The organism is Bacillus sp. XB1 (assembly GCF_053557995.1).
The window spans coordinates 1-7,519 of record NZ_JBNRIL010000012.1; the positions used below are offsets into that span (position 1 = coordinate 1).

Sequence of the window (7,519 nt, forward strand, 5' to 3'; positions counted from 1 at the left end):
CTCTCTAGCGCCGATGGTAGTTGGGACCTTGTCCCTGTGAGAGTAGGACGTCGCCAAGCAAGCTTAAGACGAGTCAGAATGACTCGTCTTTTTTGTATGCTTTCATACCTCTATCAATTGCATTTTTAACCCCTTCTAAATAAGAAAATCCATATTTTTTATCTGGCTCTAAGTAAGTTCCTTCCGCCCACTCATTCCATGCGTTAATAAATAAAAACTCGCTGTTATAAAAAGAATAAGTTCGATGAATTTGCTTGCTTAAATATATGGTAAATTTTTCAGGGGTAGAACCTACAAAGATGCTGCTATTCGCGTTTTTACGTCGTGCAGTATTATCCCAATCAACAAAAGCACCAGGAAATGTTTTTTTCTTTGGGAGCGATCGTTGTAATATATACATCCATACTTTATCGTAGTCCCAAACATTTAATTGCATATCAGAATCATATATTACCTTATTTATGTCTGAAGAGCTATCATGGGCAATTGTATAGAAAGGTTCAAACTGAATGCTAGCATCGAATCCATTTATATTAGGTAGTGGAAAACTGTTTAATGTTTCAGCAAAGTATATACCTTTTAAACCATTTTCTCGCGCTAATGCATTCCAGTAATTAAGCATTTTTTCACAATCAGGAATATGTCCTGGACGATAAATAATGAATAGGGGTTTATCATCTATATAAATATATCTCTCATCTTGGAAAGCTTGTAATAAATAATCAAAGTGTTCCTTCCAATCAGATATATCTCCGTAGTCTTGAGGCATTAATATATGTTTATCGAGACCATCCCAAGATTTTGTCCATGGTTCATTTGCCCAAGAAAGACAAAAAGGGAAGTCAGGTTCTTTCATCTTTAGTACCTCATTAAAGGGGGTTTCTAATAGTCTTTTTCCCTTAAACCAGTAATGATAATAACAAAAACCATATATACCGTATGCTTTAGCGATTTTTGCTTGCCACTTTCTTACGGAGGGGGTAGTTAAGTCATAATAAAAATCTTGATAAGGTTCCCTAGGTTGATAATGTCCTGAAAATAAAGGTCGTGCACTTTTAGTATTTGTCCATTCAGTAAATCCTTTCCCCCACCATCGATCATTTTCTTTAATTTGATGGAATTGTGGTAAGTAAAAAGCGATTATTTTCAAGTTATATCCCCCTTATGTTATTCGTAGTTCAAGTAGTGGGAAGTTACTAGTGATTTATTAAATCACTGAATTATATAGTATTTAGAAATTTTTTACACATTTTTTACTAATAAAAACATGTAAAAATTCAGCATCTAGCCCTAGTGATCTATCCTTTTGTAAATAAACAATTGTATACATGTTTGCATGTGTATAAATATATTCAATCATATCCTGCCCCCAATCGAACGTTACTAAAGATCCATTCTCATCAATAGGGTTTCCATGATAAATGGGCTCTTCAATATATTCAATCACCTCTTTATTCATTCTTGCTCTTTGCACAGTTTTTGTGAGTGTATGATACCAAGGGACAGTAAATACATGAGCACCGCCAGGTTTTAATACTCGTTCTATTTCTTTAAAGGCTTTGTTTGGCGTCATTACATGCTCAAAAACGTCTTGAGTAATGAATAAATCAAAAGATTCATTTTCAAAAGTCATGTCTTCTAAGTTCTCACATCTAATACCTTGAAAGTATTGGCCAAGAGGATAATTTTTAAAGTATTGAGAATAAGTATAGTTTTTACAGTTTTTTAATAGTAGCTGAGTCGTAATTCCTCCAGGAGAGGATTCGTGAATATTATAGGAATACCATTTTGGAAAAAATGTATGTAAAGCATGGATTAAAGCTCGCTGCCTTGGTATAGAGTTACATGTAGAACATAAATAATGATCTCTAAGCCAATCATTATGCTCTATAAATGTAGCTTTCTTTTCGCAAATAACGCAGTACCCATTATTGTGTTTCAAATTGATTTCCACACGATATCCCTCCTATGTTAATAAATGCAATCTATGTATGGAAAGTATGATACACGTCAACAATCAGCGAAATCAAAGGAAATGGGTGAAAGTTAGGTATCTCTTAAAATTACGATTAGGGAAAGAGAATAATTAACTCCCACTCGAATTAAAGTTTCACTTTATGCTATGCGATGTATCAGCTTTTATTCGTGGGAAAATGTATAGACTTAAAATATCCCTTTCGTGTATGGGTACATTTCAAAATCCTGTGCGTATATTTCTGTAACTAAGTCCATAGTTTCTTTATCATAAAAGCTTTCGTATGTTGGAAATCGGGGAAAGCCTGGATCTGTAATGCTAAGTTCTGCATAGCTTCCTGCATAAATCATCTTGTGAGCGCGATGATGATCTGAATTTGTAAGAAGTGCTAAATTAGATTTTGTTAAATCGTACATGTGTTCTATCTTAGCGATTTGTGTATTAAAATCTTCTAAAGGAATATAGCATTGAATGAAGTTTTCTTCACCAGGGACGTATTGTTGACTAAAATGTATATCTAATGCTAGGGAATTGGAACCGAATGCCTGAACGTAATATAAAAATTGTTTAAATGATATTCCTTGATTACTATATTTATCATTATAAAAATAATGACGGATGCTCTCCCATTGTGGGCTAGCATATGGATTGTCAGCAAGTAATAAAAATGAGCTGACAGCCCTTGTATAAGGATTTCGTACAAGTTTACAAACATTTTTTTTAGCCTCTAGAAGACTATTTTGTAATTGTTGAATGTAATTTGTACTGTTTTTATACACCCAGAACTCATAGTAATGAATAAAGTCATTGTATTTCTTTGCTTCAGTAAATAATCCAATTTGAAAAAAGAACCAATTAGCTAATGAGGTGCATCCGCTTCTATGACTCCAAAATAGTATAAGGGGAAAGTCTTTATGGTAATGGGGAATTCGATCTTTATGTAGGATTACATGATTTAAAAGTTCTTGATTTATATTTTTCATGAGTTTCGCACTCCTTTTTTGAGAACCTTGTGTATTTAGAAGTTTTTTTATGGGTTAAACAAGTGAGGATTGTTTATTAAATATATTCATGGGGATGAGTAAATATTATGAGTGTTTTTGCAGTCAACCTTAATAAGGAAGCTATTCTAAAATGAAAATAGAAAATAAAGATAATGAAAATTTATAACAAACATACAATGATAAGAGGATGAATAATCAAAATGATCCAGTTTATTTGTGTATATTTTTAAGTTTGACGATAGGAAAATTTATTACTAGAGAGATGATATTATGAGGAAGAATAATTATTTAATAGTAGGTGGAAATAGTTTCATTGGTATCAACCTCGCATTGGGTTTATTGAAACAGGGGCAAAATGTAAAAGTATTTTCCAGACATATAAATAATTTTCCTCAAAATATTATAAGTGAAGTTGAATTTATTAAAGGTGATTTAGAAAATGTTGAGGATATATATAAGGCTTTAGTGAATATAGATATTATTATTTATTTAGCTGCGACGTCTAACGTAGCAACTTCAATTGAAGACGTTTTTGGCGATATTAATAGCAGTCTATTTTTTCTTAATTTCATGGAAAGTGTTAAAGAATTTCGTATTAAAAAAATTATATTAGCTTCTTCGGGAGGTACAGTTTATGGTGAACCTGAATATTTGCCTATTGATGAGAAACATCCATTAAGACCACTTTCCCCGTATGGAATAACAAAAGTTTCGCTGGAGAATTATTTGTATTTTTATAAGAAAAAATATGGAATAGATTATGTTGTATGTAGATATTCTAATCCGTATGGAAAATACCAAAACCCTTTAAAAAAAGTTGGGGCGATAAATTGTTTTTTGTACCAGCATCTCAGTAATGAAAGGATTCATATATATGGGAATCCAGAGGAGATTATTAGAGATTATATTTATATCGATGATTTAGTTGAAATTACTATACAACTAGCACAATTAAATCAATTGAAATCTTGCGTATACAACATAGGGAGTGGCAAAGGTCTTTCTTTAAAACGAATTATAGTGGAATTAGAGAAAATAACAGAAAGAAAAGTGGATTTTATCTGTTACAAACAAAAACAAGAGAACGTTCAAAGAATCATTTTAAATATTGATAAGGTAAAACAAGAATTGAATTGGGAACCTAAAATAGATTTTAAACATGGGATTAGATTAAATAAGCTATGGATTGAAGAGTTTTTATGTAGTAAAAAATAATAACCCACGCTCTACTTGTATATAAGCAGAGCGTGGGTTATTATTTTATTTCTTTTTCTATAACCCAAAGGTCTTGATGTTCCCACCAAAATCCTTCGGTATACTTTTTAATAATTGGGTTATGGGGTAATAATTTAATTTTGTCACACACGTAAGAGGGGCTAACTATCGTTTGTCCGTATTGATTCACATCTAAATCAAATTGTTCACTAGAAGAGAGAAACCAATAGCCCTTTTCATTTAAATTTGGAAACCCGAAGTATTTTTTGCTTTGATAGCCATGGGTTGTGAAAATGAATAAACCACCAGGTGAAACAGCGTTATACAATGTTTGCAGCCAACGAAACCAAGTTGTATCAGGCATATGAGAGAAAAAGGATAGACAAAAAACGATATCGTATGTAGAGGAGTCCAATTTTAACTGTTCAGGCTCAGGATGAGATAATATAGAAGAATTATTTAATTTGTTTTCAATAAAGGAAATGGCCTCTTCGTGTATATCGCAAGCGGTTATACTCAAACTCGTTTGTAGATTTAATAAATGACGTGTTACGCAGCCGTATCCGGATGCAAATTCTAACAATTGAATTGGATTGCCTGTAGGAGGATAAAGGGAAGTAATTAAGTTTAAGAGTATTTGTGCTGAGTTTTTCCCATCTTTAAAGTAGTAATCTATCGCTTCTTTTTTTGATGGGAAGACAGGATTAGTGACAATGAACTGAAAGATATGATCCTCAGGATGGATACTTGCATTTACATTATAGCTGTGTGCGATTTGAGAAATTAAATCTTTATGTTCCTCTATAAAGTCTTTCAAAGAGTATTCCTCCCTTGAGTAATAGTAGTAACTTACAAGAGATATTGATGGCATAGAAAGCACATGTTTAAATTTTTAAGTATGCTTTAAGATACTTTCTATATGTATACATTTTCATTTTAGAAATGTCGTCGATAGTAAATTTTTCTTTAATGAAATTTTGCATTTGCACAACTTCATTGTAATGGGAGTATGAATCTTCTGTTCTCGTTACGCTACTTAAATGTCGTCTATGATAGTTTAAGGGGGCTGGATTGAAGTAAATATCTCCCTCTGTAAGAAGAGAAACATAGAAGAACCAGTCGCCAGCTATTTTGAACTTCTCTAACTGTTTTTCCGTTTTCTTCATATCTATATTTTTAAAAACTACACTTGAAACATTAGGTATAGTGTTTTTGATAAGTAACGTATCTTGTATTTCTTCGACGCCTTTTCGAAAATAGGGGGCTTTCCATTTTTCTTTATCGATATCATTTGTGTAATTTAAATAATGATTAGCCAATACATTTCCTTGTTCATCTATTTGTTTTGATTGTGTGTAACTTAAGGTAATATTGTTATTTATATAAAACCCCTGTATCACCTCTTGTAAAAATGTCTTATCGCATAGGTCATCGGCCTCTGCGATCCAAATATAATCACCAGTTGCTGCAGAGACTCCTTTTATCCATTGTTTAAATACAGAACCAGAGTTTTTATCATTAATAATCTGTTGAACCTTCAGGTGGGTCTTATTTTCTTTTGAAAGCAGCTTTTTAAAAGTTGATACGCTATGATCAGTGGAGGCATCGTCTAAGAAAATTAGTTCGTAAAGAGGGTAGGTTTGGTTTAATATTGATTCGATTCGATCAGGTAAGTATTTTTCATAATTATAGTTCGGTATGATTACACTTATCTTTTTGTAATTATGTTCGAGAAGATCTAGTAATTGATAAATGTAATTAAGAAAATTGAAGTTTTTTTCGATAAGTTCTTGGCCAAAGCTTCCCTTTTGTAATCGTAATCCCTCATCATGAATAAATTCATATATTTTTTCTAGCATTTTGGGTAAATTTAAAAAGTCTACTAAGGCACCAGTTTTTTCTGTAACAACATCTTCAAAACCTCCAGCATTTTTAAACCCTATAACAGGAAGTTTTGCATCTAATGCTTCTAAAACAACATTTGGAAAAGGATCTTCCCTTGAAGTTAATAAGTATAAGTCAGCCCCAGCGTTATATAATCCGATATCGGGAGTAGGATCGACTAATGTGAAATGTGCTTTATATTTAGGGGGCAGTGTATTCAGGAATTGAACGTTTGTTCTCCCTACCCAAATGAAATGAATATCCTTGTGAGTCTTTCTTACTGAGTAAGAGATAAGTGAGAATAAATCTATCCCTTTCCGATAATCTGCGAAGCCTACACCCAAGATGATTTTGCTATCTAGAGGCAGGTTAAGCTTCTTACGTAACTCATTTCTAGCTTTTGCAATATTGTTCTTATAAGGATTGTGGTTAAACAAACCTTGAGGGAGAATGTGACATTTTTGAGGATCCAATTCAGTGATTGTACGAAATTTTTCATATACGTATTGTGAAGGGAAGACAACTTTGTAAGCAAATTCAGCGATGTTTTTAGCTTTCCCTTCAGCAGAGTACTGTTGTATTAAATGCGGTAATTCATGTATTAATGAAACAACTTTTATATTTTGTCTAGCTAGTAATGCGACGATATCGCCACTTATGACAGTGCTACATATGGCGAGGGTAAAATTCTGTGATAATAAATCCTTTATTAATAATTCGACCTTTTCTTCTGTTTGATAACCTTGCTCGAGACAATAAACAGGACCATACTTTTGAAAATCGGGAATTAAAATACCGGATCCAATAGAAATAATTGCAACAGAGTAATCAAAGTTTTCTTTAAGAGCCTTAATAGTATGTAAAGAAAGTAGCTGTGCTCCGTGGAAATGGGCATCATGGGATACATAAATTATCTTTTTATTAACATGCATTTCATAACGCCTCCTAAGGGTATTAGATTTCTTTCCCTTTTTTAAAGGTAAAGAAGAGAAGTGTTTTATTTATAATCCCCCTAGAGATGAGCAGGAGGGAGAACGTACTAAAAGAAAAAATACTATCCTTAATATATATTTACTTGGTCTCACATTCATTCTTTAGAAAAGTATTAGTATTAAGTTAGAGAGTGTAGGCTGCAGATTGTTAATTTGAATACATAAGTTTAAGAAGTTCTAAGGATGTATTAGAAATTAAGAGAAGGCAAAGCTTTTATGATTTATAAAATAAAAAAGATAAAAGGTATTGACGATTGATCTACAGGGGTGTAATATAGAACAAGTCGCCGATGACAATAACGTCGCAAGCGACAAACGAAATGAAAAACTTAGTTGACATCAAATAACGAAAGTGTTAACATAAGGAAGTCGCAAATGAGCGGCTAAGTAGTTCTTTGAAAACTGAACGAAACAAACAACGTGAAACGTCAATTTTTATTTTAGATGCT

Annotated in this window: 6 protein-coding genes; 1 reads left to right on the plus strand and 5 read right to left on the minus strand. The window is 32.4% G+C overall.

Annotated elements, in window-relative coordinates:
* Positions 1 to 73: 73 nt before the first annotated feature.
* The 3 genes from ACK1U5_RS27505 to ACK1U5_RS27515 all read right to left on the minus strand — a co-directional run bounded on the left by ACK1U5_RS27505 (position 74) and on the right by ACK1U5_RS27515 (position 2,958).
* Positions 74 to 1,150, minus strand: a complete 1,077-nt coding sequence (locus tag ACK1U5_RS27505) for a glycosyltransferase WbsX family protein (protein WP_000690999.1) — start codon at positions 1,148 to 1,150, stop codon at positions 74 to 76.
* Between the two features lie 81 nt (positions 1,151 to 1,231).
* The gene (locus ACK1U5_RS27510; protein ID WP_048568272.1) at positions 1,232 to 1,954 is read right to left on the minus strand and encodes a class I SAM-dependent methyltransferase; all 723 of its coding nucleotides are present in this window, start codon (positions 1,952 to 1,954) and stop codon (positions 1,232 to 1,234) included.
* A 209-nt stretch (positions 1,955 to 2,163) separates the two neighbouring features.
* Entirely contained in the window at positions 2,164 to 2,958 is a 795-nt protein-coding gene (locus ACK1U5_RS27515) for a sulfotransferase family 2 domain-containing protein (protein ID WP_048568271.1), read from the minus strand.
* A 291-nt stretch (positions 2,959 to 3,249) separates the two neighbouring features.
* Between ACK1U5_RS27515 and ACK1U5_RS27520 the strand changes: the two genes are divergently transcribed.
* Entirely contained in the window at positions 3,250 to 4,194 is a 945-nt protein-coding gene (locus ACK1U5_RS27520; protein WP_001230829.1) for an NAD-dependent epimerase/dehydratase family protein, read from the plus strand.
* A gap of 40 nt (positions 4,195 to 4,234) precedes the next feature.
* Here ACK1U5_RS27520 and ACK1U5_RS27525 read toward each other — a convergent pair whose 3' ends face one another.
* Both ACK1U5_RS27525 and ACK1U5_RS27530 read right to left on the minus strand, forming a co-directional pair.
* On the minus strand, positions 4,235 to 5,011 hold the full coding sequence (locus ACK1U5_RS27525) for a class I SAM-dependent methyltransferase (protein WP_000651234.1): 777 nt from the start codon (positions 5,009 to 5,011) through the stop codon (positions 4,235 to 4,237).
* A gap of 67 nt (positions 5,012 to 5,078) precedes the next feature.
* Entirely contained in the window at positions 5,079 to 7,010 is a 1,932-nt protein-coding gene (locus tag ACK1U5_RS27530) for a glycosyltransferase (RefSeq protein WP_003311692.1), read from the minus strand.
* Between the last annotated feature and the right edge of the window lie 509 nt (positions 7,011 to 7,519).